Here is a 26,253-nt window from a genome sequence, read left to right on the forward strand (position 1 = left end):
CCGGCGACGCGTAACCGGCGACAAGTGACGGGCGCCCTCAGACCGCCAGCACGACCTTCCGCCCGGGTTCGACGCGCTCGGCCGCCCGGTCCGCTTCCCACAGGTCGTCGAACGCGTAGACCTCCGGCGCCGCGACCCGCAGCCTCCCGCCGTCGATCGCGGCGAGCAGACCGCTCAGCAGGGCGCGGTACTGCGGCCGCTTCCTGAGCACGAAGTACGGGACGCTGCACACGCGTTCGCGCGGATGCCCGCGTCGTCGCGCGGCCGCCTCCGCCGAGCCGCGCAGGGAGTCCGCGCGTTCGTGCCCGGCACGGCCGGCGAAGGCGGTGTGCACGAGGACGCCGTCGGGCGCGAGGGTCTGGCGCACCTGGGGCGCGCCGGTGTGGTCGATCGCGGCGTCGAAGGGACCGCCCGCGGCGCGGCGCGCCTGTCCCATCCAGTCGGCCGCGCGGTAGTCGACGACGGGGATGCCGAGCTCGTCGGCGAAGCCGCGGGTGCGGGAGGAGGCGGTGCCGACGACGGTGCGGTCGTCCTGCGTCGCGAGTTGCACGGCGATCGACCCGACGGCTCCGGAGGCGCCCTGCACGAGCACGCGCCGGCCTCCTCCTGTCATCCGCAGTGCGAGGCCGGCGGTGACCGCGTCGAGCGGGGCGGTCGCGGCGGCGGCGGAGTCCAGGCCGTCCGGCACGGCGACGAGGAAGGTGGGCGACAGCACGAGCCGGGTGGCGTGCGAGCCCATGCGGGGCAGCACCCCGGCGACGCGTGCGCCCGTGCGGAGGCCGAGGGCCAGCGAGACGGCCGACTCCGCCTCCAGGACGCCGACGAAGTCGTAGCCGGGGACGAACCCGGGCAGCGGCTGGAACACGTAACCGCCGCGGCGCGCGAGCACGTCGGTGGCGCCGACGGAGGCGTGCGTCACCCGCACCACGACCTCGTTGCCGCGGGGCGGCCGCAGGGACTGCTCGGCGAGCACCAGGGAGGTGGAGTCGCCGAATCGGGAGACCAGGGCCGCGCGTCTGTCCGCCATCGTCGCGCTCAGCCCGCGCTGCGCTGCTGCAGCAGGCCGGCGCGCTCGGGGTGGTCATCGAACCATTGGGCGACGTACCAGCACATCGGCACGATGCTCAGACCGCCCGTGCGCTCGATGTCGTCGACGGCGTACTCGACGAGCTGACCCGCGTACCCGTTCCCACGCTTCGCCGGGACGGTGAACGACCGGGTCAGCGAGATCGACCCGCCCAGGATGCGGTAGTCGAGCACCCCGACGAGCTCCCCGTCGATGTGCATCGCGTACCGGCTCGCGTCCGTCTCGTTGCTGAACTGGGTGACCATGCGCCCCATGGTACGACCGTCGCCTCCGCGCGGGCCGCCCGTCGCGCGTCCGGGGCGACGGAGGTAGGGTGTCGATGTGGGACCCGACCCGCACCGGGGTCCCGCGCGCAGTCCGCGACCGAGTCACAGCAGGCCAGGCCGCAGGCGACAGCCGTCGCCCGCGACGACGCGACCTGATGGAGAACATCCCGTGACGCTCGCCCGCCCGACCGCCCGTTCGACGACCCACCCGATCGTCCTCTCGCCCGCGCACGAGCGGCTGCTCGCCCAGGTGCCGGTCGGGGAGCACTCCGTCATCGAGACCGAGACGATCGCGTACGACCACGAAGGCCTGCCGCTCGAGGGCTACCTCGCGCGCGATGCGCAGGCCGACGAGCGACGGCCGGCCGTGCTGGTGCTCCACGACTGGCACGGCGTCGGGGACAACGTGCGGATGCGCGCCCAGATGCTCGCGCGGAGCGGCTACGTCGCCTTCGCCGCCGACCTCTACGGCGCCGACGTGCGGCCGGAGGGCGACGCGGCCCGGGAGGTCGCCGGCGGCTACTACCGCGACCTCGCCCTGCTGCGCGCCCGGGTCGCGGCCGGGTTCAGCTGGCTGCAGCAGCATCCCGCCGTCGACCCCGCCCGCCTCGCCGTCATCGGATACTGCTTCGGCGGCACCGCGGCGCTCGAGTTCGCCCGCACCGGAGCGCCCGCCCGCGGCGTCGTCTCCTTCCACGGCGGCCTCATCGCCCACGACCCGTCCGACGCCGCGGCGATCGCCGCCTCTCTGCTGGTGCTCACCGGCGGGGACGACGCGGTCGTGCCCGACTCGGCGGTCGCGGCGTTCCAGGAGGAGCTGCGCGGCGCCCCGCACGTCGACTGGCAGGTGACCACGTACTCGGGAGCGCCGCACGCGTTCACCATCCCCGGCCGCGACAGCTACCGGCCGGTCGCCGACGCCCGTAGCTGGCGCGCGCTGGTCTGCTTCCTCGACGAGATCTTCGCCTGATGGAGCACCCGCTGCTGTTCGACCCGGACGACGAGCTGGTCGCCCGGGTGCGCGCCCGCAGCCTCCACCTGCCGGAGGCCGTCGAGATCCTCACCCACGGCCGCCCCGCGTTCAAGGCGGGCGAGAAGGGCCGGGTCTTCGCCCTCGTCGGCGCCATGATGGACCGCGGCGACTCGGTGGTCTTCAAGCCCGATCCGGCCGAGGATCCGGCGCTCCGGCAGGATCCGCGCGTCTTCGTCCCCAAGTACTGGGGCGCCAGCGGCTGGCTCGGGATCGACATCGACCGCGCCTGGCCGGACGACGCCGACCAGTGGACCGAGATCGGCGAACTGATCGAGACCTCGTACCGGCAGGTCGCCCTCCGCCGCCAATTGGCGGTCTTGGATGCGGTCATGTAAGCTCTAATCCGGCCCGCGCGAGAGCGTGACGGTCATGCGCCACTAGCTCAACGGATAGAGCATCTGACTACGGATCAGAAGGTTGGGGGTTCGAATCCCTCGTGGCGCACACTGGTTGAGACAGTAGGAGAAGCCCCGGTTCGCCGGGGCTTTCTTCGTTCCCGGATGTTGCGCGAGATGTGACTTGTTGCGGGTCCTGGGAGGCTCGCACCCGCAACGAGTCACGTCTCGCGAGCGGCTCGGTAGGCTCGGCCGCATGAGTGATATCTCCGCCGATCTCGAGCACCTCCGCCGCGCCATCGCCGTCGCCGACGCGGCCCGCAGCCACGGGAACCACCCGTTCGGCGCCATCCTGGTCGGCCCCGACGGGTCGGTCGCGCTGGAGGCGGAGAACACGGTGAACACCGAGAAGGACATCACGGGGCACGCCGAGACGAACCTCGTGCGGCTGGCCGGCCGCGCCATCCCGGGCGATGAGCTGCCGGGCTACACGCTCTACACATCGTGCGAGCCGTGTGCGATGTGCTCGGGCGCGATCTACTGGTCCGGTATCGGCCGCGTGGTCTACGCGCTGCCGGAGGAGGCCCTCTACGCGATGACGGGCGACCACGCGGACAACCCGACGCTCGCCCTCCCGGCCCGCACCGTGCTGGCCGCGGGGAGCCGGGTCATCGAGGTCTCCGGCCCGCACCTCGAGGAGGAGGCCGCAGCCTCCCACCAGGGATTCTGGGGATAGCCGCCCGCGAGGGGTGAGTCGTTGCGGGTGAGGCGCGCGCCTCACCCGCACGGAGTCACTTCTCGGCGGACAGCTTCACGGGCGGCGGCGTCAGCCCGTAGGCGGCCTCGCGGTCCACGCGGCCGCGCACGAAGATCAGCGGGATGAGGGCGACGATCATCACGACGATGTTGCCCAGCCCGGCGACCCCCGCCAGCGGCCCCGGGTGGAGGGAGCCGCCCGTGGCATCCACGCCGCCGGTGAGCAGGAAGAGGCTCGGGTCGGTGGAGGCGTGCAGCAGGATGGGCCAGATCAGGTTGCCCGTCACCCGCAGGGCCGTGTACATCACCAGGCCGAAGGCGAAGGTGTAGACCACGGTGAACCCCACGGCCAGGGGGCTCTGGCCGCTGAAGATGTTGCCCGAGTGCATGGCGGCGAAGAGCAGCGACGACAGCAGCATCACGCTGCGCTCGCCGTAGCCGCCGCGGCGCAGCAGGTTGACGGCGAAGCCGCGGGTCAGGACTTCTTCGGCGAAACCGATGAACAGCCCGGAGATGAGCACGGCGACGACCGCTCCCGCGTCCCAGCCGGGGTAGTCCGCGCTGACGAAGCGCAGGACGTTGAAGAGGACCACGACGACGACGCCGATCCACATCCACCACGAACCGCGGATCGGCTGCGGGCCGAACAGCTCCTTCAGCCAGCCGAGCGAGAGCGCGAAGACGATCAGCAGGATGCTGCCGACGACGATCGGCGCGCCCACCGCGATGAACGTGCTGAGCCCGTTCGCGAAGAAGTCGTGCTTGTCGATCAGGCCGCCGAACGCCAGCCCGATCAGCCAGCCAGCGAGCTGGTAGAGGCCGTAATAGACGGCGATGACGAGCAGCGCCTTCCACCAGCCTCCGCGGTTCCAGAACCGCCGCCAGCCCGACTCTGTCGTGTGCGCGAGCTGCGTGCGCCGCGCGCCGTGCGGCTCCTGGTCGACCTGCTCCTGCTGCTCCGAACTCACGGGGCTCCCTCCGCCTCGTCTCGTGAGCCGGCCGGCTCGGATCACACTTTATCCGGGGTGCCGGCGCTGTCGAGCGCGACGAGTGGAATACTCGCGATATGGCCGCGGACGCCGAGAACCTCTGGGACGACCACGCCGACGCCTTCGACGACGCCGCGGACCACGGCCTGCGCGATCCTGTCGTCCGCGAGGCCTGGCAGAGCCTCCTCACCCCGCTCCTCCCGGAGCCTCCTGCGCGGGTCTGCGACGTGGGATGCGGGACCGGGAGCCTCTCCGTCCTCGTTGCGGCCGCCGGGCTCGCGGTGACCGGGCTCGACATCTCCACGCGGATGCTCGGGATCGCCCGCGAGAAGGCCCGCGCCGCCGGGGTCGGCGTCGCGTTCGTGCACGGGGACGCCGCCGATCCGCCGTTCCCGGCCGGAACGTTCGACGCGGTGCTCTCGCGCCATGTGCTCTGGTCGTTCGCCGACCGGGACGCCGTGCTGGCGCGCTGGGTCGCCCTGCTCCGCCCGGGAGGCCGGCTCATCCTGGTCGAAGGGTCCTGGTCGACCGGCGCCGGGCTGACGGCGGACGAGTGCCGCGACGCGGTCCTCCGCCGGCGCCGGGAGGCCGAGGTCCGGTCGCTCTCCGCGGACGACCGGCTCTGGGGCGGTCCGGTGGACGACGAGCGCTACCTGATCGTCAGCCGGCGCTGACCCCCGCCTCCCGGCCCGGAACCCGCGGGCCGCCGCGGGCGCGAGGAGGTCGCCCGACGCAACATCGTGACGTCTCTTCGAGATAACCAGGGCGTAAAACCGGCTTTTCGCGTATCCTGGACATCGCGCTTTCCGTAAGCAGCTCCGGAACGGTTCCGGCGGCGTCGGTCATCGCAGATTGAAAGAAGAAAAAACGATGGCAACTGGCACCGTCAAGTGGTTCAACTCCGAAAAGGGCTTCGGCTTCATCGCCCCGGACGACGGCTCGGCCGACGTGTTCGCTCACTACAGCGAGATCACCGGCAACGGCTTCCGCAACCTCGAAGAGAACCAGAAGGTCGAGTTCGAGGTGACGCAGGGCAACAAGGGCCCGCAGGCCTCCAACATCCGCGCTCTCTGAGCCTCCCCGAAGCGCCCCGTCCGATTCGTCTGGCGGGGCGCTTCGTGTTTCCCGGGGCCGCTCAGGGCGGTCGCTCCGCGCATTGCCGCACCCCGGTGCCGCCGTTAGCATCGGCCCCATGACGCCTCAACGCTTCGTCCACGAAGGATCCGACACCCCGGCGTACACCGGGAGGCTCTCGCGCCAGAGCCCGCCCGACACGCTCCCGGCCGAGCCCACCGATCCGGACGGCGTCTACCGCCTCATCCACGACGAGTTGCTGCTCGACGGCAGCTCGCGCCTGAACCTCGCCACCTTCGTCACGACGTGGATGGAGCCCCAGGCCGAGGTGCTGATGGCGGAGTCGTTCGACAAGAACATGATCGACAAGGACGAGTACCCGTCCACCGCCGCGATCGAGCGCCGCTGCATCTCGATCGTCTCCGACCTCTTCCACGCCGAACCGGGGGAGCCGACCGGCGCGTCGACCGTCGGCTCGAGCGAAGCGGTCATGCTCGCCGGCCTCGCCCTCAAGTGGCGCTGGCGCGCCCGCCGCGGCCTCGCCTCCGGCGGCACCCCGAACCTCGTCCTCGGCTCGAACGTGCAGGTCGTGTGGGAGAAGTTCTGCCGCTACTTCGACGTGGAGCCGCGCTACCTCCCCATGGAGAAGGGCCGCTACGTCATTACGCCCGAGCAGGTGCGCGACGCGGTCGACGACGACACGATCGGTGTCGTCGGCATCCTGGGCACGACGTTCACCGGCGAGCTGGAGCCGATCGCCGAGATCTGCCAGGTGCTCGACACGCTCGCCGACACGGGCGGCCCCGACGTCCCGGTGCACGTGGATGCGGCCAGCGGCGGGTTCGTCGTCCCGTTCCTGCAGCCCGACCTGCCGTGGGACTTCCGGCTGCCGCGGGTGGTGTCGATCAACGTGAGCGGCCACAAGTACGGCCTCACCTACCCTGGCATCGGCTTCGTCGTCTGGCGGTCGCCCGACCATCTGCCGCCCGAGCTGGTGTTCAACGTGAACTACCTCGGCGGCGAGATGCCGACCTTCACCCTCAACTTCTCGCGCCCCGGCAACCAGGTCATCGGTCAGTACTACAACTTCGTGCGGCTGGGCCGGGGAGGCTACACGGCGATCATGAGCACCCTCCGCGACACGGCGGTGCGCATCTCCACCGGCCTGGCGAAGGAGGAGGACCTCCGGGTGCTGACCGACGGCACGGCCATCCCCGTGGTCGCGTTCGAGGTGGTGGAGGGCTCCGGCTTCACCGTCTTCCAGGTCTCGCACGAGCTGCGCGCCCGCGGCTGGCAGGTGCCGGCGTACACGATGCCGGCGAACGCGGAGGACGTCGCCGTCCTGCGCATCGTGGTGCGGGACGGTTTCAGCGCCGAGCTCGCGGACGACCTCGTCGCCGACCTGCGCGCGGTGTGCGCCGAGCTGCGCACGGGCGATCCCAGCCGCATCCCGAAGACCGCGTTCGCGCACTAGTTCCGCCGGCGCTCCCGCTCACATTGCACTTTCAGCTAGAGGGTGCAAGATTGCACTTCGTGAGCGAGAGTGCAATGTCGACGCGAGAGCGTCGCAAGGAGGAGACCGCCCGCGGTCTGCGCGAGGCGGCCCGACGGCTGACCATCGAGCGCGGGCTCGCCGGGTTCACGGTCGAGGAGCTCTGCGAGGAGGTCGGCGTCTCGCGCCGCACCCTCTTCAACTACTACGCGTCCAAAGAGAACGCGGTCATCGGCATCCCCGTCGACCTCGACGAGTCGGGAGCCGCCGAGCGCTTCCTCGCCGAGGGGCCGCGCGGCATCGAGCACCTCCTCGACGACCTCATCGCCCTCAACCTCGCGCGCTGGGACTACGGCGGACTGACCGCCGCCGACATCCACGAGCTCATCAAGGCCGTCGACCGCGAGCCGCGCCTCGCCGCCCACATGCTCAAGATGGCCGGCGAGGGCGAGCGGGAGGACATCCTGCTCGTCGAGCGCCGCGAAGGGCTCCCGTCGGGCGACCTGCGCGCCGCCGCCGCGGTCCAGCTCGCCGGCGGCCTGCTCCGGGCCAGCGCGGAGGAGTTCTTCCGACCCGAGGGCTCGGACGACCTCCCGGCCATCATCCGCCGCCGCATCGACGCCGTCCGCGAGCTCTTCGCCTGACGCGCGCCTGACGGCCGCCCCCTGATCCCGCCCCACGGCACCACCTGCATCCCACCCCCTGCACCACCCGAGAACGAACGGACCCCATGACCGCCATCGCGCCTGCGCCGCTGCTGCTGACCAAGCGGCGCATCTGGATCATCTTCAGCGCACTGATCGCCGGGATGCTGCTCAGCAGCCTCGACCAGACGATCGTCTCCACCGCCATGCCGACCATCGTCGGCGACCTCGGCGGCGTCGAGCACCAGGTGTGGATCACCACCGCGTACATCCTCGCCACTACCATCGTGATGCCGGTCTACGGCAAGCTCGGCGACGTGCTGGGCCGCCGGTGGCTGTTCATCATCGCCATCGCGATCTTCACCGCGGCCTCCATCGGCTGCGCGTTCGCGGGCGACTTCTGGACGTTCGTGGTGTTCCGCGCCATGCAGGGCCTCGGCGGCGGCGGTCTGATGATCCTGTCGCAGGCGATCATCGCCGACATCGTGCCCGCCAACGAGCGCGGCAAGTACCTCGGCCCGCTCGGCGCCATCTTCGGCCTCTCCGCCGTCGCCGGTCCGCTGCTCGGCGGCTTCTTCGTCGACCACCTGACCTGGCAGTGGGCGTTCTACATCAACATCCCGGTCGGCATCGCCGCGCTCGTCATCGCCCTCTTCGCGCTGACCCTGCCGAGCAAGCGCGCCACCAACCCGATCGACATCCTCGGCATCCTCTTCCTGTCGATCGCGACGACGTGCCTCATCTTCTTCACCGATTTCGGCGGCGACAAGGACCACGGCTGGGGCTCGTTCGCGACCTGGGCGTGGGGCATCGGGATGCTCCTCGCGGCCGTCGCGTTCGTGATCGCCGAGGCGCGCGCGAAGGACCCGATCATCCCGCTCAGCCTGTTCAAGAACCCGATCTTCATCAACGCGACCGCCATCGGCCTCGCGCTCGGCATCGGGATGTTCGCGGCCATCGGCTTCGTGCCGACCTTCCTGCAGATGTCGTCCGGCACCTCGGCGGCCGCGTCCGGCCTGCTGATGATCCCGATGATGGTCGGCCTGATCGGCACCTCGATCGTGTCGGGCATGGCGATCACCAAGACGGGCAAGTACAAGCTGTACCCGATCCTCGGCACGATCATCACCGGCATCGCCATGGTCTGCATGACGACGCTGGCCGCCTCCACCCCGATCTGGCTCATCTGCGTCTACCTGTTCATCTTCGGGGCCGGTCTCGGCCTGATCATGCAGGTCGTCGTGCTGGTGGTGCAGAACGCGGTGCCCGCCGCGCAGATCGGCACCGCGACCTCCACGAACAACTACTTCCGCGAGGTCGGAGCCGCGCTGGGCACCGCCGTGTTCGGCACGCTGTTCACCACCCGCCTGAGCGAGAACCTGAAGGATGTGTTCACCCAGGCCGGGGCCTCGCCCGCGGATGCGGCCGGCGCGACGGCGACGCTGAGCCCCGAGGCGCTGAACAAGCTCCCGGAGGCCGTGCACACCGGCGTCGTGAACGCCTACGCCGACGCGCTCGCCCCGGTGTTCTGGTACCTCGTGCCGTTCATCGCGGTCGCGCTCCTCCTGGCCCTCTTCCTCAAGCAGATCCCGCTGTCCGATCAGGCCGGGCTCGTCGCCCGCGGCGAGGCCATCAGCGGCGAAGAGGCGGAACGCCTCGAGGCCGAGCAGCGCGGTGGGCGCGTGCCCGCGGGGGCGGGTGCCGGGGCGGGCGCCGGATCGGGCGTTGGCACGGGGGCCGGTGGCGGGGGAGCCGCCGGACCGGGTGCCGGGGGCGCGAACGTCGCGCCGCCCACCGAGCCGGAGGCCTGACCCGCACGGACATCCATCCATCCGTCACGACACGCCGCTGAGGGGTCGACCCTCGCGGCGTGTCGTGACCAATGGATGAGGTTCCGGCCTAGACGCGCGCCCGGGACGGGGTGAGCATGTGCCGTATGAGCGGTCTCACCGTCGAGCGGCACATCCCGGCTCCTCCCGAGCGCGTCTGGCGCGCACTCACCGATCCCGCCGAGCTCGCGGCCTGGTTCTGGCCGCCGCGCTTCGAGACGGTGGCCGAGTTGGAGGCACGCGAGGGCGGTGCGCTCCGCATCGCGTCCGCCCCGGCGGAAATGGCCGTGACCGGCACGGTGACCGCCGTCGAGCCCGGTCACGGTTTCTCCACCACCTGGCGCTGGGACGGCGAGGATATCGAGACGCGCGTCACCATCGCGCTCACCCCGGACGGCGACGGCACCCGCGTCACCGTGCGCCACGACGGCTTCGCCGACGGGGAGGCCGCCGCCGAGCACGTCCGCGGCTGGAACGACTGCCTCGACCGCCTGCCCGGCATGCTCTGACAAATGGATGCCCCGGGCCTGACGGCCGCCTCCCTCCTGTCCTAAGCTGTTCGGCAGCGGACGGCCCTGCCCGTCCGCGGGCCGGAAGGGGATGCCATGGGGACCATCGCAGTGCACGAGTTCGTCTCGCTCGACGGGGTCTTCCAGGATCCGAGCTGGACCGCCGAGTACGGCTTCGACCCCGCGATGGGCGACGACATCGGCCGCATCACGCGCTCGGCGGACGCCATCCTGCTCGGTCGGCGCACCTTCGAGATGTTCGCCCCGGCGTGGTCGACGCGCACCGCGGCCGACGACCCCGGCGCCCCGTTCTTCAACGACTCCACGAAGGCCGTCGTCAGCAGCACCCTGGACGACGCGGCCGTCGAGGCCGCGTGGGGCAACTCGCGATCGCTCGGCGCCTACGACGCCGAGCGCATCCGGGAGTTCAAGGACAGCGTCTCCGGCGGCCTGTACATCAGCGGCAGCGGCACCCTCGTGCGCGCGCTGCTCGCCGACGGACTGGTCGACTCCCTCCACCTCTTCGTCTACCCGGTCGTGCTCGGCACCGGCGCGCGACTCTTCCCGGAGGGCTCGGCTTCGGCGAAGCTGCGCCTGCGGCACTCCGAGGCGTACGACAACGGCGTGCTGCACCTCCACTACTCACCCGCCTGAACCCCGTCCCGGCGGCGGATTGCGGTCACGACCTGACCGCATGACCGCATAGCGTCGGCACAGACAACACCTCCGGACACGGAGGTCGGAGGCCCGCGCTACCGTGATCGGTGTTCGAGTTCACTCAAACAACGGCGTCATGGTGGCGGCCTTCCGGCGTCGTGTTTGACTGGGGCGCTTCGCCCCGGCCCTCCCGGCACCTCACCAGCACTGCGACACTCAGGAACTCTCGTGACTCTTCTTCGAATGGCTCTGCGGTTCGGCCGTCCCTATTGGCGGTCGGCCCTCGCGGTCGTGATCCTCCAATTGATCGCGACCCTCGCCGCCCTCTACCTCCCCACCCTCAACAAAGACATCATCGACAAGGGCATCGTCACCGGCGACACCGGATTCATCTGGTCGACCGGCGGGATGATGCTCATGGTCTGCTTCGTGCAGGTCGTCGCGGCCATCGCCGCCACCTACTTCGGCGCCCGCGCGTCGATGTCGGTCGGTCGCGACATCCGCCGCGACTTCTACCGCAAGGTGGACTCCCTGCCCTCGCTCGACCTCGCCCGCTGGGGCATGCCGACACTGATCACCCGCAACACGAACGACGTGCAGCAGGTGCAGATGCTCGTGCTGCTGACGCTGAACTTCATGGTGTCGACGCCCATCATGTGCATCGCCGGCATCATCCTGGCCGTGCAGGTGGATGCGGGCCTCTCCTGGCTCATCTGGGTCTCGGTGGCCATCCTGTTCGTGGTCGTCGGCCTCCTGGTGTGGCTGCTGCTGCCGCTGTTCCGCCAGATGCAGGAGCGCATCGACGGCGTCAACGGCGTCATCCGCGAGCAGATCGTCGGCATCCGCGTGATCCGCGCGTTCGTCCGCGAGAAGTTCGAGAGCCTGCGCTACGACGAGGCGAACCTGGCGCTGACCCGCGTCTCGGTCCGCGTCGGCAACATCTTCGTGCTGATGTTCCCGCTCATCATGCTGATCCTCAACGCCGCCACCGCCGCAGTGCTGTGGTTCGGCGGCCACCGGGTCGGTGCGGGCGACATCCAGATCGGCGCGCTCACGGCCTTCCTGCAGTACCTGCTGCAGATCCTCACCGCGGTGATGATGGGCGTCTTCATGGCGATGATGATCCCGCGCGCGATCGTCTGCGCCGAGCGCATCGACGAGGTGCTGAGCGCGGTCCCGTCGCAGGGGCAGGGCGCGCACGCCGCCGAGCTCCCCGCCGACGGCCGCGTGGAGATCGAGGGCGTGACCTTCGGCTACCCCGGCGCCGAGAAGCCGGTGCTCAGCGACGTGTCGTTCACCGCAGAGCCCGGGAGGATCACCGCCATCGTCGGCTCGACCGGCTCCGGCAAGAGCACGCTGGTCTCAGTGATCGCCAACCTGTTCACTCCGCAGATCGGGCACGTGCGCATCGGCGGCGTGGCCGTCGACGCGCTCAGCCGCCAGCAGCTGGCCGGCCAGCTCGGCCTGGTGCCGCAGCGGCCGTACCTGTTCTCGGGCACGATCGCCAGCAACCTCCGCTTCGGCCGTCCCGACGCCACGGACGAGCAGCTGTGGGAGGCGCTGCGCATCGCCCAGGCCGAGGACTTCGTCCGCGCCAAGGAGCACGGCCTCGACGAGCGCATCTCCCAGGGCGGCACGAACGTCTCGGGAGGCCAGCGCCAGCGGCTCTGCATCGCCCGCGCGCTCGTCGCCCAGCCGAAGGTGTTCCTCTTCGACGACTCGTTCTCGGCGCTCGACGTCGCGACCGACGCCCGCCTGCGCGCCGCGCTCGCGGAGTCGACTGGCGACGCGACGGTGATCGTCGTCGCCCAGCGCGTCTCGACCATCCGGGAGGCCGACTCGATCGTCGTCCTCGACGACGGCCGGGTCGTCGCCCGCGGCACCCACGACGAACTGCTGGAGACGAGCGAGACGTATCGCGAGATCGTCGAGTCCCAGCTGAGCCTGGAGGTGGCCTGAGATGGCACGCGACAAGAAGACGAAGCGCGGCGCTGCCGCCGCGACCGAGGCCGACCGCGCCGCCCGCGAGAGCGCCGTCGAGGCGACCCTCGAAGAGGTCGACTACGAGTACACGCCGGGGGAGTCGGACGGCGACATGTTCGGCGACGCCACGGCGCGCAAGGCCGAGAACTTCTGGCCGTCGTTCAAGCGCCTCCTGGGGCTGCTCGGCGCCGAATGGGTCGGGATGACCTGGGTCACCCTGCTCGTGGTGATCTCGGTCGCTCTCGTCGTGATCGCGCCGCGGATCCTCGGTCAGGCGACCGACGTGATCTTCTCCGGCGCCGTCGGGACGATCGACGACAAAGGCACACTGATCCCGGGCACCGGGATCGACTTCGTCCAGCTCGGCCGCCTGCTGATGATCGTGCTCGCCATGTACATCGTGGCGTCGCTCCTGCAGTGGTGGCAGGGCTACATCCTGAACGCCCTCGTCATGCGGGTGGTCTACGGCCTGCGCCGCGACATCGAGACGAAGCTCAACCGCATCCCGCTGCGCTACTTCGACGCCCGCCAGCGCGGTGACCTGATGTCGCGCGTGACGAACGATGTCGACAACATCCAGACCGCGCTGCAGCAGGCGTTCTCGCAGCTGATCCAGTCGGTCCTGATGGTCGTCGGCATCGGGATCATGATGTTCATCGTGTCGTGGCAGCTCGCGCTGATCGCGCTGATCTCGATCCCGCTCTCCGGCATCATCGCCGGGGTGATCGGCAGCCGGTCGCAGAAGCTGTTCAAGCAGCAGTGGGCGTCCACGGGCAACCTGAACGGCCACATCGAGGAGTCGTACTCGGGTCTCGACCTGGTGCGCGCCTTCGGCCGCGACGGCGTGATGCTGGAGGAGTTCGACGGCCGCAACCAGAAGCTGTACCGCTCGATGGTCGGCGCGCAGTTCGTCTCGGGCATGATCATGCCGGCGATGAACTTCGTCTCGTACCTGTCGTACGTGCTGATCGCCGTCGTCGGCGCGCTCCGCGTGGTGTCGGGGCAGATGACGATCGGCGACGCGACCGCGTTCATCCAGTACTCCCGCGAGTTCTCGCAGCCGATCGGGCAGATCGCCGGCATGGCCAACATGCTGCAGTCCGGTGTCGCCTCGGCGGAGCGCACGTTCGAGTTCCTGGACGCGGAGGAGCAGACGCCCGACCACGAGACGCAGCACCTCCCCGAGCGGGCGGACGGCCGCGTCGAGCTCGTCGACGTCGAGTTCTCCTACGACCCGGAGACGCCGCTCATCGACGACCTCAGCCTCTCGGTGAAGCCGGGGCAGACCGTCGCCATCGTCGGGCCGACCGGTGCGGGCAAGACCACGCTGGTCAACCTGATCATGCGGTTCTACGAGCTGAACGGCGGCTCGATCCGTCTCGACGGCATCGATACGACGGACCTCTCACGGTCGGAGCTGCGCGGACAGGTCGGCATGGTGCTGCAGGACGCCTGGCTGTTCTCGGGCAGCATCCGCGAGAACATCCGGTACGGCCGCCTCGACGCGACCGACGAAGAGGTCGTGGAGGCCGCCAAGGCCACCATGGTCGACCGCTTCGTGCGCCAGCTGCCGGAGGGCTACGACACCGTCATCGAGTCCGACGGCGGCAACGTCTCGGCCGGTGAGCGCCAGCTGATCACGATCGCGCGGGCGTTCATCGCGAACCCGTCGCTGCTGATCCTGGACGAGGCGACCTCGTCGGTCGACACCCGCACCGAATTGCTCGTGCAGCACGCGATGGCGGCGCTCCGCACCGACCGCACGTCGTTCGTGATCGCGCACCGGCTCTCCACCATCCGGGATGCCGACACCATCCTGGTGATGGAGAACGGCAGCATCGTGGAACAAGGCGACCACGCGACGCTCCTCGAGCGGCGCGGCGCGTACTACGACCTCTACATGACCCAGTTCCGCGGCGCCGCCGCGGAGGCCGAGCCCGAGCCCGAGTCAAGCGCGCAGCCGGCCTAGTCCTCAGCCGCCGAGCACAGCAAAAGTGCGCTGTTCCGATACGGAACAGCGCACTTTTCCTGTGCTCGGCGGCCGGCTAGGCCAGGGCGCCGATGGCGAAGCTGACCGAGCCCTGCTCGTCGACCTGGGCGTCGAGCACCTTGTCGTCGAGCGCGGCGGCGGCTCCCTGCTCCAGGAAGAGGCGCGCGCCTCCCGCGTCGACGATCTGGTCGGCGGGGTCGGGTGTCTCCGACACGGCGGCCGCGAAGGCCGTGTGCTCCGGGTTGCTGCTGCTGATGCGCAGTCCCGCGTCGTCGGCCGGCGACTGGTCGGTGAGGGTCTTGACGATCGTGCTGGCGTTCTCAGTGAGGGTGAGCATGCGCTCTCCTTCCGTTCGATGTCTCCAGGAGCCAGCCACGTTCCCGCGCCTCCGCCGGGCCCGCAACCCCGAGGCGCGCCTTTGCCAGGAAACACTCACGAAGGCTCGGCAGGAGCGCCGATCCGCGCCAGAATGAGGGCATGACGGACTCTCACGACTGCTGTGCGCCGTCCCGGGCCGACCTGTTCCTCGGCGTCCGGGCGCAGTCCGCTCCCGATCCCCACGCCGAGCACGGCCGCCATCCGATCGCCCAGGCGACAATCCCCGCCCAGACCTTCACGATGGGCGACGCCCACGGTGACGACCGCTGGCACGACGGCGAGACGCCGTTGCACGCGGTGACGCTGGAGGCCTTCGCCATCGACACGACGAGCGTCACCAACGCCGCCTTCGCCGCCTTCGTCGACGCGACCGGCTATCGCACCGAGGCGGAGACGTTCGGCTACTCCGCCGTCTTCCACCTCGCGCTCGCGGCCGACGACGCGGACGTGCTCGGGCAGCCTCCCCAGACCCCCTGGTGGCTCGGGGTGGCCGGCGCGGACTGGCGCCACCCGGGAGGCCGTCACTCCGGCATCGAGGGGATGGAGGACCACCCCGCGGTCCACCTGAGCTGGAACGACGCCGTCGCCTACTGCGAGTGGGCCGGCCGGCGCCTTCCGACCGAGGCCGAGTGGGAGGCCGCCTCGCGCGGCGGCCTAGAGAGCGCGCGATACCCGTGGGGCGACGAGCGCGGCGGCGTCGAGGAGGAGCCGGGAGGCTGGCGGGCGAACATCTGGCAGGGCACATTCCCGGAACGGAATACGACTGCCGACGGCTTCCTCACGACCGCCCCCGTCCACACGTTCGAGCCCAACGCGTACGGGCTGTGGCAGACCGTGGGCAACGTGTGGGAGTGGGTCGCCGATTGGTACGACCCCGGCTACTACGCGGTATCGCCCGGCACGGACCCGCGCGGGCCCGAGCGTGGGGCCCAGCGTGTCATGCGCGGGGGCTCGTTCCTCTGCCACGACTCCTATTGCAACCGGTATCGCAACGCGGCGCGGTCGTCCAACACCCCCGACTCGTCCATGGCGAACACAGGGTTCCGCACGGTCGCTCGCTGACCCCCTGATCGTGGGTCGCCGAGCGGCTACGACGCGGGCGCGCGCTCGGCTAGGCTCACCGCAGCGGTGCGTGCGCGCCGCAGTGCCAGTGAGGGCACCGAGGGGGGAGTCGCAGTGGGGGCACATCGCCGTCGCATCATCATGTCGGTCGTGGCGGGGGTCGCGGTCGCTGCGGCCGTCTCGGTCCCGATGCTGCCTGCTGCCGCGAACGTGCTTAACCCGCCGGCCGTCGTCGGTTACATCGACAGCATCGCGATCAGCTACGTGCAGGACTCGCCGTCGCCGTCGCTCCACGTCGCCGGGTGGGCGGGCGACCTCAACGACGGGTGGGAGAACGGGCGCGGCGCGGCAGCGATCGAGCTCGTCGCGACGCCGGCCGCCGGCGGTGCCACCACGACCATCGGGTGGGCGGAGCGCCAGGACTACGACATCCCCCGCGCGGATGTGCGCCGGGCGTACCCGCAGCTGGGCCCGAACCAGGGCTTCGACGTCCGCTGGGCGAAGGCCCCGAGCGTGGGTGCCCTGAACGTGTGTGCGCGCATGTGGAACCTCAACGCCGCGATGCCCCCGGGCGGATGGGTGCTGGTCGGTTGCGCGAGCGTGACCGTGCCCGCGACCCGCCCCTCGATCGCGAAGACGCCGTCGAGCGTGGTGGCGGGAACCCCCGTGACGGTGACGAGTGGGACGACCCAGGGGACGGACTCGTTCGCTTGGTGGGCCTGGAACCCTTCCGCGCCCGACCCGTCCGGCTATCCCCAGCCGATCCCCGGCGCGACCTCGGCCAGCTACATCCCGACGGCGCGGTACATCGGTAACGAGCTCCAGGCGGTGGTGACGACGCGCGTGCCCGGCCGCGCGCCCGTCGAGCAGTATCCGTACATGACCACGGTCGACTACCCCGACCACACCGTGGACCGGGTGGCGGGGAGCGACCGGTTCGGCAGCTCCGTCGCGGTGTCCCAGGCGGCGTTCCCGGATGCGGCCGCCGGTGTGCCCGTCGCGTACCTCGCGTCCGGTGTCGACTTCCCCGACGCACTGTCCGCCGGGCCTGCGGCGGCGGTGAAGCACGGGACCCTGCTGCTCACCATGCCCGGCGCACTCGATCCCCGGATCGCCGCCGAGCTGACCCGTCTGCATCCGCCTCTGGTGGTGGTAGCGGGCGGTCCTGCGGTGATCGCCGACGCTGTGCTCGACGCGGTGCGCGCCCTGCCGTTCGCCCCCGAGGTGCGCCGTGTCGCCGGCGCGGATCGCTTCGAGACGTCGCGGGCCGTGGCCCTGGATGCGTTCGGTGCTGCCGCTCCGTCGGTCTTCGTGGCGACCGGCCGCGGATTCGCCGACGCGCTCACCGCCGGTGCCGCGGCGGCGGCGGCCGGGGCGCCCGTCCTGCTCACCGACGGCGCACGGAGCACCGCCGACGCGGCCACGCAGGACGTCCTCGCCGGCTGGGGAACGCGCACCGTCTCCGTCGTCGGAGGCCCGGCGAGCGTTTCGGCGGGCGTGGCCGCCAGCCTCGGTCCCGCCATCTCGGTGACGCGGCTCTCCGGCGGGGACCGGTTCGGGACGGCGGCGGCCGTCGCGGCGGCCGCACCCGCGTCGTCGACCGCCTACTTCGCGAGCGGATTCGGTTTCCCCGACGCGCTCAGCGTCTCCGCCTTGGCGGGCTCGGCGCACGCGCCGCTCCTTCTGACCACGGGATCGTGCATCCCCGTCGTCGAGCTGCAGACCATGCTCGACCGGGGAGTGGACCGGTTCCGCATCATCGGCGGTGAGACGGTGCAGACGACCGACATCAACTGGGGGCGCCCCTGCTGATCCCGGCCGCCTGCGCGGGCCTCAGCCACCAAGCGCTGCGAGCAACTCGCGGTTGAACGCGGGCAGGTCGTCGGGCTTGCGCGACGAGATCAGGGTGAACGGTCCGTCGTCGACGACGACCTCCTCGTCCACCCACGTCGCTCCGGCGTTGCGGTAGTCGGTCTGGAGGCTCGGCCAGCTCGTGAGGCGGCGGCCGTCGACGACGCCCGCCTCCACCAGCACCCAGCCGCCGTGGCAGATCACCGCGATCGGCTTGCCCGCGGCCGCGAACTCCTGCACCAGTTTCACCGCGCCGGGGAAGGTGCGCACCTGGTCGCCGTTCGCGACGCCGCCGGGAAGCACCAACGCGTCGAAGTCGTCGGCCGAGGCCGCATCCAGCGTCACGTCCACCGGGAAGCGATCCGCCGGCGTCAGGTGCTCGAACGCCTGCACCTCTCCCGAATCCTTCGAGACCAGCCGCGGAGTGCCTCCCGCGTCGGCCACCGCCTTCCAGGGCTCGGTCAGCTCCGCCTGCTCGATGCCCTCGGGGCCCACCAGGAATGCGATCGTTCGTCCGTCTGCAGTCATGTCGTCTCCTTACGTCACCTCCACTGGTACGCCGGGGGAGCGGGAGAATGAACCCATGACGAGCATCCCCCAGGTCACTCTCAACGACGGCAGCAGCATCCCGCAGCTCGGTTTCGGCGTCTACAAGATCCCGGAGGCCGAGACGGTGGATGCGGTGCTCGCCGCGCTCGACGCCGGTTACCGGCACATCGACACCGCCGCGTTCTACGAGAACGAGCGCGGCGTGGGGGAGGGCGTGCGCCGCAGCGGCCTCGATCGGGGCGACGTGTACGTGACCACCAAGGTGTGGTGGACCGAGAACGGCTACGACTCGACCCTGCGCTCGTTCGACGCGAGCCTGGAGCGGCTCGGCTTCGACACGGTCGACCTCTTCCTCATCCACTGGCCGGCCCCGAAGCACGACAAGTACGTCGACACCTGGCGCGCGCTGGAGCGCATCCGGGAGGAGGGCCGCGCCCGGTCGATCGGCGTCGCGAACTTCCACACGCACCACCTCGACCGGCTCGCCGCCGAGACGGACGTCGTGCCTGCCGTCAACCAGGTCGAGCTGCACCCGTGGCTGCCGCAGGAGGAGGTGCGACGCTACGACCGGGAGCACGGCATCGTGACCGAGGCGTGGTCGCCGCTGGCGCGCGGTCGGGTGCTCGGCGACCCCACGCTCGACGGCCTCGCGCGGAAGCACGGGGTCACCCCGGCGCAGGTCGTCATCCGCTGGCAGCTGCAGCTCGGCAACGTCGTCATCCCGAAGTCGTCCACGCCCGCGCGCATCCGCGAGAACCTCGACGTCTTCGGCTTCGAGCTCGACGCGGACGACCTCGCGTCCATCGCCGCGCTCGAGACCGGAGAGCGGACGGGGAAGGACCCGGACGAGCTGGGCTGACCGGACGCCGGCGGCACCGGTCAGGCGACCGCGGAGCGGTGCGGCTTCCGGTCGAAGCGGCGCCCGGCCGGTCATGGACGGCTCAGTAGTCGTAGCCGTAATCGGTGTAGCTGCCGTAGTGCGTCAGGTCGCCGAACGCGGTGAGTGCGATGCCGAACCAGATCGCGACGAAGACGGTGGAGACGACGACGGCGGCGATCGCGGCGTAGCCGAGGATGACGGCGGTCAGGGCCAGGCCGCGGCCGGCCTCGCGGGTGCGCTTGATCGTGCTGAGGCCGATGTGTCCGAGCGCGAGGCCGAGGATCGGGCTCATGCAGACGGTGATGATCGACAGCAGCGCGAACACGTTGTGGCTGGCCAGCGGAGCCGATGTCGGCGCCGGAGCGGCGGGCGGGGCGAACGATGCGTCGGGGGCGACATACGCGGCGGGGGTCGGCTGCGGTTCGTGCTGGGCGGGGGAGTTCGGGGTTTTCATGGGTGATGGTCCTCCTGGGCCGTGTCGGTGGTCGAGGGGACGGCGATGAGTGGGTGGGGGCGGGTCGCCCGTCGCTGCGCCCGCGCCCGGCCCTGAAGCGACCGCGGTGGCTGACCGCGTCCCCGTACGCGCCCCCTCGGCTGTACGGCCCCCGCGGCCTGATCCAACCGTGCCCTACGCCTCGGACGGCCGGTGTGGGCCGTGGGAAATATCGGTAATCGACCGGGCAGAATGCCGTAACCGCCCGAGAGGGACCGGTCTCGAGCTGCGGCGCCAGCGTATCGACCGGCGGCCTCGTCATCTCGGCGGCCTCGCGAGCGCGGCGACCTGGTCATCCCGACGTCGCCGACGGGCGCGCACACTCAGACAGTGCTCGCCGGATACGCAATCGGGCCGCCTCGACCTCGCGTTTTCCGGCCGCGACTTCCGCAATTCGCGACGCCGTCGCCGTGTTCGCCGCAGGGAATGCCTACGCTTCTCGACGTGAAAGACCCGATCCCCGTCGCCCGGACCCGCGAGGCGCTCCTCCGCAGACCCGACGGAGTGAGTCTGCTGCAGGTGTTCCTCGTCGGCGGCGCGGTGCCCCAGACCGTCACGCTGCCGTCCCCTCGGCCGACCGGAGGTTCCGACCGGTATCGGCTCGTGCACAGCTCGCCGATGCGGCTGGAGTACGTGTGCGAGGAGACCGTCCCCGTCGCCGTGTGAGGACGGCCGGAGCGCGCGCGCCCGGCAGGGGCCGATGGATGCCGCCGCTGGTCAGCGAGGCACGTCGGCCGTTCGGCTCCGCGCCCGAGCGTCCGCACGACCTCGGCCGACCGGACGCCCTGCCAGCGTCGTGACCCAGCCTCCGGCGACGATGGCGGCGGCGACGAGCAGGAGCGGTGCTCCGCCGATGCCGTCGAAGAGCAGGCCGCCGGCGAAGGCGCCGACCGCGATGGCGCCGTTGAAGACACCGGACCACATCGCGGAGCTGCGTTCGACGAGAGCGGGGTTGGCGGTGCGGATCCACGCCTGCGTGGCGACGCCGATGGCTCCGTAGCCGACGCCCCAGAGCGTCAGGACCGCGAAGGCGCTCCAGATCGCGGCGACGGAGACGGGGAGGAGCGCGGTGCCCAGCGCGATGGCGCCGAGCGCGATCAGGAGCGCGCTGCGCGGGCGGCCGGCGGCGAGCGGGCCGATGACGGCGTTCCCGGCGATGCCGGCGAGACCGAACACGGCCAGCGCCGCCACGATGAGGGGCGGCGTGATGGCCGGGTTGGTCTCGAGCACGGGCCGGATGTAGGTGTAGGCCATGAAATGCCCGACCACCACGAGGGCGGTGATGGCGAATCCGGTCCGGACGCCGCGGTCGCGCCAGGGGAGCAGCATCCCCGAGAGGCGTGCGCGTTCGACGACGGGGAGTCGCGGCATCGCCACGAGGGCGGCGATCGCGGACGCGGCGCTCAGAGCGGCGACCGCCCAGAAGGCGGCGCGCCAGCCGGCGAGCCCGGCGATGAACGTTCCGGCGGGCAGGCCGAGGACCATGCCGATCGAGGTGCCGGAGAAGATCGCGGTCATCGCCCGTCCGAGGTGCGCCGGATCCGCCAGCCGCGGACCGAGCCCTCCCGCCGACGCCCACACCACACCCATCGAGACGCCGATGAGGACGCGGGTGACGGCGAACATCGCGAAGCTCGGGGAGAGCGCGCTCCCGATGTTCGCGAGCGTCAGCAGCGCGAGGAACCCGACGAGGAGCGTGCGCCGATCCCCGCGACCGGCGATCACCGGAGTGAGGGGAGCGACGATCGCCGCCAGGACGCCCGTGATGGTGAGGGACATCCCGGCGAGCCCGGTGTTCACCGCCAGGTCCGCGGCGATGGACGGGAGGAGCCCGACCGGCATCATCTCGGCGGTGACGACGGTGAAGGTCGACAGCGCCACCGCGAGCACCGGGGCCCACCGGAAGTCGGGGGCGGGAGGCGGGGTGGAGGGCGTCACGGGGTCGGTCCGCTGGGTCGTCATCGTGGGGGAGCTGCTTTCGTCCGGTCGGCGGATACATACGCCGCGTATGTGGATGACCGTATTCACATACGGCGCGTATGTCAATTCACATGCGCCGCGTATGCGAGCTAGACTGGAGGCCCACCCCGGACGACCCCCACCCCTGGACGACCCCACCCCGGACGACGGAGAATCGATGGCCGCGACCTCCACCGCGCAGAAGCCCGACCGCCGTTCGCGCGCCCAGATGATCGACCAGACCCGCGACCAGCTGTTGACCGCCGCGCGGGCGCATTTCGCCGAGCACGGCTACGCGGGCACCTCCATGGACGAGCTGACGGCGTCCGCCGGGCTCACCCGCGGCGCGCTCTACCATCACTTCGGCGGCAAGCAGGGGCTGCTCGAAGCGGTCGTGCGTCAGCTGGATGCGGAGCTGTGCGCCCAGCTGCGGACGATCCTCACCGGCCACGACGACCCGCTCGTCGCGCTCGACGAGCGCAGCCGCGCCTACATCGAGAAGACCCAGTCGGCCGAGTTCCAGCGGATCATGTTCACCGACGCGCCCGCCGTCATCCCGGACGCGGTGGAGGAGACGTCGGCGGCGTGCATCGCGACCCTGGCGGAGGTCGTCGCCGAGGCGCGGCAGCGCGGCATCGTCGCCGAGCACGTGTCGCCGGTGGCGATCGCGACCATGCTCAACGGGGCGCTCGCGGATGCGTCGCGCTGGGTCGCCGCCGCCCCGGAGGCCGACGAGAGCAGGCGCCGCCGGGTCGCGACCGAGTCGGCGTCCGCCCTCATCGGAGGCCTCCGCACGAACCGGTGACCGCAGCGACCCCGCGCTACTCGCCGGTCGGGTGCGCCCCGATCACGTCGAGCATCCACGCCAGCGAGAAGGCGCGCTCCCGCCAGGCGGAGTAGCGGCCCGAGACGCCGCCGTGACCGGCCGCCATCTCGATCTTGAGGAGCGCGTCCGCACCGGCGACGTCCCGCAGCTTCGCCACCCACTTGGCCGGCTCCACGTAGAGCACGCGCGTGTCGTTCAGGCTGGTGACGGCGAGGATGCGCGGGTAGTGCGACTCGTGCACGTTCTCCAGCGGCGAGTACGACTTCATGTACGCGTACACGTCGGCGTCGTGCAGCGGGTCGCCCCACTCGTCCCACTCGATCACCGTGAGGGGGAGGGAGGGGTCGAGGATACTGGTCAGCGGGTCGACGAACGGCACCTCGGCGAGCACGCCGGCGAAGTACTTCGGGGCGAGGTTGGCGATGGCGCCCATGAGCAGGCCGCCGGCGCTGCCGCCCTGGGCGACGAGCCGGTCGGGGGAGGTCCAGCCCTCGTCGATCAGGTGGCGCGCCGACTCCACGAAGTCGGTGAAGGTGTTCTTCTTGTGGAGCTTCTTGCCGTTCTCGTACCAGAGCCGGCCGAGCTCGCCGCCGCCGCGCACGTGCGCGATGGCGAAGACCACGCCGCGGTCCAGCAGACTGAGGCGCGGGATGCCGAACGACGGGTCCATGCTCGCCTCGTACGACCCGTAGCCGTAGAGCACCAGCGGGGCCGGCTCCCCGGGCGTCACCAGGTCGCGGCGGTAGACGAGCGAGATCGGGATGCGCGTGCCGTCCTTCGCCGTCGCCCATTCGCGCTTCTGCTCGAACAGCTCGGGGTCGAATTCGCCGAGCACCGGCTGCTGCTTGCGGAGCGTCAGCTCGCGGGTGCGCACGTCGTAGTCGAAGACGCTCGACGGGGTGACGAAGCTGCCGTACCCGAGCCGCAGCGAGGGTTGCGTCCACTCGGGGTTGCCGCCGACGCCGACGGTGAAGAGCTCCTCGTCGAAATGCAGCTCGTGGAGGGTGTCGTCGCCCGATCCGCCGTCCTCGGGGATGCACGCGACGGCCACGCGGGTGAGGCCCTCGCGGCGGTACTCCAGCGCCACGAAGTCGCGGAACGCATCCACGCCCTCGATCCGGACGGCGGGGTTGTGGGCGAGGATCGTCGTGCGAGGCCCCTGCGGGTCGTCGGCGGAGACGCTCACCAGCTCGAAGTTGACGGCGTCGTCGTTGTGGACGATGAGGAGGCGGTCGTGGCCGTTCACGACGGCGTGCTCGATGTCGTACTCGACGCCGTCCTTGCGCGGCCAGACGACGGTGAACTCGCCGGTCGGGTCGTCCGACGACAGCAGCCACGCCTCGCTGGTGACGTTGGAGCCGGCCTCGATGACGAGATAGCGGCGGCTGCGGGTGAGCCCCACGCCGATCCAGAACCGCTCGTCCGGCTCGTGGAAGACCTGCGCGTCCTCCTCGGCGTCCGGGCCCTGGCCGACGCGGTGCCGCCAGACGGTGTCGGGCCGCCACGCGTCGTCCACGGTCGTGTAGAAGATGTGCTCGCCGCTCTGGTCGAAGAGCGCGCCGGCGCCCGTGCCCTCGATCTCGTCGGGGAAGGCCTCGCCGCCGGCGACCAGGGACCGCACGCGGACCGTGTACCGCTCGTCGCCCTCGGTGTCGACGCCGTAGAGCAGGCGCGTGCCGTCCGCGCTCACGTCGAAGCTGCCGAGCGCGTAGAAGTCGTGCCCCTCCGACTCCACGTTGTCGTCGAGGAGGATCTGCTCGCCCGGGAGGCCGGCGACCTGCGCCGCGTCGTCGAGGGCCGGCGGCTCCCAGTCGTCGGGGGAGGAGATGGGGGCGCGGCAGTGGATGCCGTACTGCTTGCCCTCCACCGTGCGGGTGTAGTACCACCAGTCGCCCTCGCGCACCGGGACGCTCAGGTCGGTCTCGCGCGTGCGGCCCTTGATCTCCTCGAAGATCTGCTCGCGCAGCAGCGACAGGTGCTCGGTGCGCGCGTTGGTGTACGCGTTCTCCTCGTGCAGGTGCGCGAGCACCGCCGGGTCGTCCTTGTCGCGCAGCCACTCGTACTCGTCGATGTACACGTCCCCGTGCTGGACGCGCTCGGTCGGCTTCTTCGCGGTGGTGGGCGGGGTGAGCATGTGCTCAGGCTACCGGGCCGCCCTGGAGCGCGGATGCGAGGGCGACCAGGCGGGAGCGCACCCGTTCGAGGTCGGCCGGGGAGGCGAGGCTGGAACGCGCCAGCCGCAGGGCGTCGCGCAGCCGCTCGCGCTGCTCCGGCGACAGGGGTCCGTGCTCCGCCCCGAGGCGCGTGTCGAGGGCGGGACCCAGTGCGCTCGCCGCGTCGATGCAGTCGGTCGGCTGGACGCCCCTCCCGCCGAGGCGCCGCCGCGCCCGATGGGCGGGGGCCAGCTCCTCGACGCGCCGCAGCGCCGAGCGGAACGCGGCCGCGCGCAGCGCCCGCTCGTCGGGGCCGGCCGTGAGCACCGCGCCGAGCGCGATCAGGAGGTCGGAGAGCCGCCGGCGCAGCACGTCCGTCGACCGCACCGGCAGCACGAACCAGGCCGCGCCGATCCCGAGCAGTGCGCCCACCGCGATCGCGAGCACCCGCTCCAGGAGCACGCCCGCCTCCCCGGCCGTCGGGGCGACGCCGAACAGCTGCTGCAGGATGGTCAGGACCACGGTCACCGCGAGCGCCCAGAAGGCGTAGCTGTACGCGCGCAGCCAGGTGCCGGCGAAGAGCGCGACGAAGACGACGACCACCGCCGCGAGACCGCTCGCCGTCGGTGCGGCGCCGGCGAGACCGAGCGCGAGCACGGTGCCCCCGATCGCACCGGCCACGCGCAGCGCGCTCTTGTGCAGCACATCCGCCCGGCCGCGGTTGCCGGAGTTGACGATGAACGCGGTGAGCACGACCCACATCGCGTGCTGCGGGAAGAGCAGCCAGCCGACGACGAAGGCGGCCGCCAGCGCGACCGCCATCTGGACGGCCATGCGCGTGCTCGCCGGGAGGCGGCGGGACGACGCCCGGGCCGCTGCGGGTGCGCGGGTGGGCGGCACGGCCGTCGGAGGCGCTGGAACGTGCGGCTCCCGGCCGTCGTGCCACGGGCCGACGCGCAGCAGGCCGAGCACCTCCCGCGCCACCGCGACCCAGAGCACCGCGATCGCGCCGGCACCGGCCGTCAGCAGGGCCGCCTCCCACGCGGGGGTCCCGGAGTCCGCGGGAGCGACCGGCACGACCAGCACGGCCGTCAGCGGCAGGGCGATGAGGGCGCCGAGCCGCGCGGCGAACGGGCCGAAGCGCCGCAGCCAGATCGGGATGCTCATCCCGGCGATGTAGAGCAGCGCGCCGACCACGGGCAGCACGACGAGCAGCCAGCCGACTCCCGCCGCCGCGACCCCGATCACCGGCAGGAGGACCGCCGACCGGGCGAACTCCCGGCGACCGGACACGCTGCGGCGGGCGAGGCTGAGGGCGACCACCGTGGCGAGCACGGCGGGGGAGGCGGCGGCGGCCGGTCCGGCGAACGCGCCGACGGCCAGCCAGACCGTCGCGCAGGCGGCTGCGGCGGCGGCCGTGGTGATGAGGGCCGCCAGGCCGAGCCGAAGGTGCTTCAC

26 protein-coding genes and 1 tRNA gene are annotated in these 26,253 nt (G+C 71.3%); 18 read left to right on the top strand and 9 right to left on the bottom strand.

Features of this window, described 5'->3' with window-relative positions; translation table 11 throughout:
* Positions 1 to 37: 37 nt before the first annotated feature.
* Positions 38 to 1,027, bottom strand: a complete 990-nt coding sequence (locus tag BGO91_RS10715; RefSeq protein ID WP_290472752.1) for a zinc-binding dehydrogenase — start codon at positions 1,025 to 1,027, stop codon at positions 38 to 40.
* Between the two features lie 8 nt (positions 1,028 to 1,035).
* Positions 1,036 to 1,332, bottom strand: a complete 297-nt coding sequence (locus tag BGO91_RS10720) for a GNAT family N-acetyltransferase (RefSeq protein WP_290472753.1) — start codon at positions 1,330 to 1,332, stop codon at positions 1,036 to 1,038.
* Positions 1,333 to 1,522: 190 nt separating this feature from the next.
* Between BGO91_RS10720 and BGO91_RS10725 the strand changes: the two genes are divergently transcribed.
* The 4 genes from BGO91_RS10725 to BGO91_RS10740 all read left to right on the top strand — a co-directional run bounded on the left by BGO91_RS10725 (position 1,523) and on the right by BGO91_RS10740 (position 3,457).
* Positions 1,523 to 2,323, top strand: coding sequence for a dienelactone hydrolase family protein (locus tag BGO91_RS10725; RefSeq protein ID WP_290472754.1), 801 nt, complete (start codon positions 1,523 to 1,525; stop codon positions 2,321 to 2,323).
* Entirely contained in the window at positions 2,323 to 2,721 is a 399-nt protein-coding gene (locus tag BGO91_RS10730; protein WP_290472755.1) for an MmcQ/YjbR family DNA-binding protein, read from the top strand. Before BGO91_RS10725 ends, BGO91_RS10730 begins: the two co-directional genes overlap by 1 nt.
* 36 nt (positions 2,722 to 2,757) lie before the next feature.
* Positions 2,758 to 2,830 (top strand) — tRNA-Arg (locus BGO91_RS10735).
* A gap of 147 nt (positions 2,831 to 2,977) precedes the next feature.
* Positions 2,978 to 3,457, top strand: coding sequence for a nucleoside deaminase (locus BGO91_RS10740; protein ID WP_290472756.1), 480 nt, complete (start codon positions 2,978 to 2,980; stop codon positions 3,455 to 3,457).
* Positions 3,458 to 3,512: 55 nt separating this feature from the next.
* Here BGO91_RS10740 and BGO91_RS10745 read toward each other — a convergent pair whose 3' ends face one another.
* A complete protein-coding gene (locus BGO91_RS10745) occupies positions 3,513 to 4,445 on the bottom strand; it encodes a type II CAAX endopeptidase family protein (protein ID WP_290472757.1) in 933 nt (310 codons plus the stop codon).
* A 98-nt stretch (positions 4,446 to 4,543) separates the two neighbouring features.
* Between BGO91_RS10745 and BGO91_RS10750 the strand changes: the two genes are divergently transcribed.
* The 9 genes from BGO91_RS10750 (at position 4,544) to BGO91_RS10790 (ending at position 14,623) form a co-directional block, all read left to right on the top strand.
* On the top strand, positions 4,544 to 5,140 hold the full coding sequence (locus BGO91_RS10750; protein ID WP_290472758.1) for a class I SAM-dependent methyltransferase: 597 nt from the start codon (positions 4,544 to 4,546) through the stop codon (positions 5,138 to 5,140).
* Between the two features lie 196 nt (positions 5,141 to 5,336).
* Positions 5,337 to 5,540 carry a cold-shock protein gene (locus tag BGO91_RS10755; RefSeq protein ID WP_021760779.1) on the top strand — a complete coding sequence of 68 codons (204 nt, stop codon included), beginning with the start codon at positions 5,337 to 5,339 and terminating at the stop codon, positions 5,538 to 5,540.
* Positions 5,541 to 5,658: 118 nt separating this feature from the next.
* On the top strand, positions 5,659 to 7,014 hold the full coding sequence (locus tag BGO91_RS10760; protein WP_290472759.1) for a glutamate decarboxylase: 1,356 nt from the start codon (positions 5,659 to 5,661) through the stop codon (positions 7,012 to 7,014).
* A gap of 59 nt (positions 7,015 to 7,073) precedes the next feature.
* Positions 7,074 to 7,676: a TetR/AcrR family transcriptional regulator gene (locus BGO91_RS10765; protein WP_290472760.1), complete on the top strand. Its 603-nt coding sequence runs from the start codon at positions 7,074 to 7,076 to the stop codon at positions 7,674 to 7,676.
* 86 nt (positions 7,677 to 7,762) lie between these two features.
* Positions 7,763 to 9,487, top strand: coding sequence for an MDR family MFS transporter (locus tag BGO91_RS10770; RefSeq protein ID WP_290472761.1), 1,725 nt, complete (start codon positions 7,763 to 7,765; stop codon positions 9,485 to 9,487).
* Between the two features lie 125 nt (positions 9,488 to 9,612).
* On the top strand, positions 9,613 to 10,014 hold the full coding sequence (locus tag BGO91_RS10775; protein WP_290472762.1) for an SRPBCC domain-containing protein: 402 nt from the start codon (positions 9,613 to 9,615) through the stop codon (positions 10,012 to 10,014).
* A gap of 96 nt (positions 10,015 to 10,110) precedes the next feature.
* Positions 10,111 to 10,668, top strand: a complete 558-nt coding sequence (locus BGO91_RS10780; protein WP_290472763.1) for a dihydrofolate reductase family protein — start codon at positions 10,111 to 10,113, stop codon at positions 10,666 to 10,668.
* 231 nt (positions 10,669 to 10,899) lie between these two features.
* Positions 10,900 to 12,630: an ABC transporter ATP-binding protein gene (locus BGO91_RS10785; protein ID WP_290472764.1), complete on the top strand. Its 1,731-nt coding sequence runs from the start codon at positions 10,900 to 10,902 to the stop codon at positions 12,628 to 12,630.
* Position 12,631: 1 nt separating this feature from the next.
* Positions 12,632 to 14,623, top strand: coding sequence for an ABC transporter ATP-binding protein (locus tag BGO91_RS10790; protein ID WP_290472765.1), 1,992 nt, complete (start codon positions 12,632 to 12,634; stop codon positions 14,621 to 14,623).
* A gap of 76 nt (positions 14,624 to 14,699) precedes the next feature.
* Here BGO91_RS10790 and BGO91_RS10795 read toward each other — a convergent pair whose 3' ends face one another.
* Positions 14,700 to 14,981 carry a Fe-S cluster assembly protein HesB gene (locus BGO91_RS10795; RefSeq protein ID WP_025155983.1) on the bottom strand — a complete coding sequence of 94 codons (282 nt, stop codon included), beginning with the start codon at positions 14,979 to 14,981 and terminating at the stop codon, positions 14,700 to 14,702.
* A gap of 140 nt (positions 14,982 to 15,121) precedes the next feature.
* Here BGO91_RS10795 and BGO91_RS10800 point away from each other — a divergent pair, with 140 nt between their 5' ends.
* Together BGO91_RS10800 and BGO91_RS10805 are read left to right on the top strand one after the other, a co-directional pair.
* Complete coding sequence (locus BGO91_RS10800) at positions 15,122 to 16,084, top strand: formylglycine-generating enzyme family protein (protein WP_290472766.1); 963 nt, start codon at positions 15,122 to 15,124, stop codon at positions 16,082 to 16,084.
* A gap of 114 nt (positions 16,085 to 16,198) precedes the next feature.
* Complete coding sequence (locus tag BGO91_RS10805) at positions 16,199 to 17,896, top strand: cell wall-binding repeat-containing protein (protein ID WP_290472767.1); 1,698 nt, start codon at positions 16,199 to 16,201, stop codon at positions 17,894 to 17,896.
* A 21-nt stretch (positions 17,897 to 17,917) separates the two neighbouring features.
* Here BGO91_RS10805 and BGO91_RS10810 read toward each other — a convergent pair whose 3' ends face one another.
* Complete coding sequence (locus BGO91_RS10810; RefSeq protein ID WP_290472768.1) at positions 17,918 to 18,463, bottom strand: type 1 glutamine amidotransferase domain-containing protein; 546 nt, start codon at positions 18,461 to 18,463, stop codon at positions 17,918 to 17,920.
* 55 nt (positions 18,464 to 18,518) lie between these two features.
* Here BGO91_RS10810 and BGO91_RS10815 point away from each other — a divergent pair, with 55 nt between their 5' ends.
* The gene (locus BGO91_RS10815) at positions 18,519 to 19,343 is read left to right on the top strand and encodes an aldo/keto reductase (RefSeq protein ID WP_290472769.1); all 825 of its coding nucleotides are present in this window, start codon (positions 18,519 to 18,521) and stop codon (positions 19,341 to 19,343) included.
* A gap of 82 nt (positions 19,344 to 19,425) precedes the next feature.
* On the opposite strand, the gene BGO91_RS10820 is transcribed toward BGO91_RS10815, so the two are convergent.
* Positions 19,426 to 19,818, bottom strand: coding sequence for a DUF4190 domain-containing protein (locus BGO91_RS10820; RefSeq protein ID WP_290472770.1), 393 nt, complete (start codon positions 19,816 to 19,818; stop codon positions 19,426 to 19,428).
* A 483-nt stretch (positions 19,819 to 20,301) separates the two neighbouring features.
* On the opposite strand from BGO91_RS10820, the gene BGO91_RS10825 reads away from it, so the two are divergent.
* On the top strand, positions 20,302 to 20,523 hold the full coding sequence (locus BGO91_RS10825) for a hypothetical protein (RefSeq protein ID WP_290472771.1): 222 nt from the start codon (positions 20,302 to 20,304) through the stop codon (positions 20,521 to 20,523).
* 51 nt (positions 20,524 to 20,574) lie between these two features.
* Here the strand turns inward: BGO91_RS10825 and BGO91_RS10830 are convergent, their stop codons facing one another.
* Complete coding sequence (locus tag BGO91_RS10830; protein ID WP_290472772.1) at positions 20,575 to 21,819, bottom strand: MFS transporter; 1,245 nt, start codon at positions 21,817 to 21,819, stop codon at positions 20,575 to 20,577.
* A 175-nt stretch (positions 21,820 to 21,994) separates the two neighbouring features.
* Between BGO91_RS10830 and BGO91_RS10835 the strand changes: the two genes are divergently transcribed.
* On the top strand, positions 21,995 to 22,621 hold the full coding sequence (locus BGO91_RS10835; RefSeq protein ID WP_290472773.1) for a TetR/AcrR family transcriptional regulator: 627 nt from the start codon (positions 21,995 to 21,997) through the stop codon (positions 22,619 to 22,621).
* Between the two features lie 16 nt (positions 22,622 to 22,637).
* On the opposite strand, the gene BGO91_RS10840 is transcribed toward BGO91_RS10835, so the two are convergent.
* Positions 22,638 to 24,776 (bottom strand): S9 family peptidase, encoded by a 2,139-nt coding sequence (locus BGO91_RS10840; RefSeq protein WP_290472774.1) that lies wholly within the window; start codon positions 24,774 to 24,776, stop codon positions 22,638 to 22,640.
* A gap of 4 nt (positions 24,777 to 24,780) precedes the next feature.
* Positions 24,781 to 26,253 carry an FUSC family protein gene (locus BGO91_RS10845; protein WP_290472775.1) on the bottom strand — a complete coding sequence of 491 codons (1,473 nt, stop codon included), beginning with the start codon at positions 26,251 to 26,253 and terminating at the stop codon, positions 24,781 to 24,783.

The sequence above is a fragment of the Leifsonia sp. 71-9 genome, assembly GCF_001898805.1.
GTDB lineage: Bacteria > Actinomycetota > Actinomycetes > Actinomycetales > Microbacteriaceae > Leifsonia.

Excerpts from the sequence above, each read along its gene's own strand:
- BGO91_RS10715 (WP_290472752.1), bottom strand. The coding sequence starts at position 1,027 with ATGGCGGACAGACGCGCGGCCCTGGTCTCCCGATTCGGCGACTCCACC.
- BGO91_RS10720 (WP_290472753.1), bottom strand. The coding sequence starts at position 1,332 with ATGGTCACCCAGTTCAGCAACGAGACGGACGCGAGCCGGTACGCGATG.
- BGO91_RS10730 (WP_290472755.1), top strand. The coding sequence starts at position 2,323 with ATGGAGCACCCGCTGCTGTTCGACCCGGACGACGAGCTGGTCGCCCGG.
- BGO91_RS10740 (WP_290472756.1), top strand. The coding sequence starts at position 2,978 with ATGAGTGATATCTCCGCCGATCTCGAGCACCTCCGCCGCGCCATCGCC.
- BGO91_RS10750 (WP_290472758.1), top strand. The coding sequence starts at position 4,544 with ATGGCCGCGGACGCCGAGAACCTCTGGGACGACCACGCCGACGCCTTC.
- BGO91_RS10755 (WP_021760779.1), top strand. The coding sequence starts at position 5,337 with ATGGCAACTGGCACCGTCAAGTGGTTCAACTCCGAAAAGGGCTTCGGC.
- BGO91_RS10760 (WP_290472759.1), top strand. The coding sequence starts at position 5,659 with ATGACGCCTCAACGCTTCGTCCACGAAGGATCCGACACCCCGGCGTAC.
- BGO91_RS10770 (WP_290472761.1), top strand. The coding sequence starts at position 7,763 with ATGACCGCCATCGCGCCTGCGCCGCTGCTGCTGACCAAGCGGCGCATC.
- BGO91_RS10775 (WP_290472762.1), top strand. The coding sequence starts at position 9,613 with ATGAGCGGTCTCACCGTCGAGCGGCACATCCCGGCTCCTCCCGAGCGC.
- BGO91_RS10780 (WP_290472763.1), top strand. The coding sequence starts at position 10,111 with ATGGGGACCATCGCAGTGCACGAGTTCGTCTCGCTCGACGGGGTCTTC.
- BGO91_RS10790 (WP_290472765.1), top strand. The coding sequence starts at position 12,632 with ATGGCACGCGACAAGAAGACGAAGCGCGGCGCTGCCGCCGCGACCGAG.
- BGO91_RS10795 (WP_025155983.1), bottom strand. The coding sequence starts at position 14,981 with ATGCTCACCCTCACTGAGAACGCCAGCACGATCGTCAAGACCCTCACC.
- BGO91_RS10800 (WP_290472766.1), top strand. The coding sequence starts at position 15,122 with ATGACGGACTCTCACGACTGCTGTGCGCCGTCCCGGGCCGACCTGTTC.
- BGO91_RS10810 (WP_290472768.1), bottom strand. The coding sequence starts at position 18,463 with ATGACTGCAGACGGACGAACGATCGCATTCCTGGTGGGCCCCGAGGGC.
- BGO91_RS10815 (WP_290472769.1), top strand. The coding sequence starts at position 18,519 with ATGACGAGCATCCCCCAGGTCACTCTCAACGACGGCAGCAGCATCCCG.
- BGO91_RS10820 (WP_290472770.1), bottom strand. The coding sequence starts at position 19,818 with ATGAAAACCCCGAACTCCCCCGCCCAGCACGAACCGCAGCCGACCCCC.
- BGO91_RS10830 (WP_290472772.1), bottom strand. The coding sequence starts at position 21,819 with ATGACGACCCAGCGGACCGACCCCGTGACGCCCTCCACCCCGCCTCCC.
- BGO91_RS10835 (WP_290472773.1), top strand. The coding sequence starts at position 21,995 with ATGGCCGCGACCTCCACCGCGCAGAAGCCCGACCGCCGTTCGCGCGCC.
- BGO91_RS10840 (WP_290472774.1), bottom strand. The coding sequence starts at position 24,776 with ATGCTCACCCCGCCCACCACCGCGAAGAAGCCGACCGAGCGCGTCCAG.